This is a genomic window from Gemmiger formicilis (assembly GCF_016901605.1).
In the GTDB taxonomy this organism is placed as follows: Bacteria; Bacillota; Clostridia; order Oscillospirales; family Ruminococcaceae; genus Gemmiger; species Gemmiger formicilis_B.
Window position 1 is genome coordinate 1 of the sequence record NZ_JACJKP010000440.1, and the last position, 462, is coordinate 462.

The window sequence follows — 462 nt, forward strand, 5'->3', positions numbered from 1 at the left end:
CTCTTTTTCCAACCCAGAGCGTCGGCGGCCAGCTTCACCAGCTCGCCGCTGGGCAGCGGTTCATGGTCCCACACCAGGCAGGCAAAGCGGTATTCTCCTTCCGCCAGGCGCAGCGGTTCCTGTACAGACATCGGGACCCCTCCTTTCGGTCGATCATCATAGACTGCTTTCATCTTTAGTCTATCACAATAGACCAACACTGTCAAGAAAAAGCAGGGGGCTTTTGCTCCCTGCTTCGTGCCTTATACAAGATGGGTGCGCCGCCGCCAGAAGGCCAGCAGCCCCAGGGCGGCCAGGCAGACCGCCGCCCCAAACCCGAAAGCCAGCCGCAGATCCCATTGGGCCAGCGCGCCGAAGGCCAGATTGGTACCGATGGCCACGCAATCCAGAATCATGGCATGGATGCTCAAGGCCGTAGCCCGGTTGGCGGTTTGCACCTGACGGTTTCGCAGCTGCGCCTGG

Annotated in this window: 1 pseudogene; it reads right to left on the reverse strand. The window is 60.8% G+C overall.

The window, feature by feature from the left end:
* Window positions 1–242: 242 nt before the first annotated feature.
* Window positions 243–462 (reverse strand): annotated as a pseudogene (locus tag H6B10_RS15335) (MFS transporter); the annotation flags it as partial.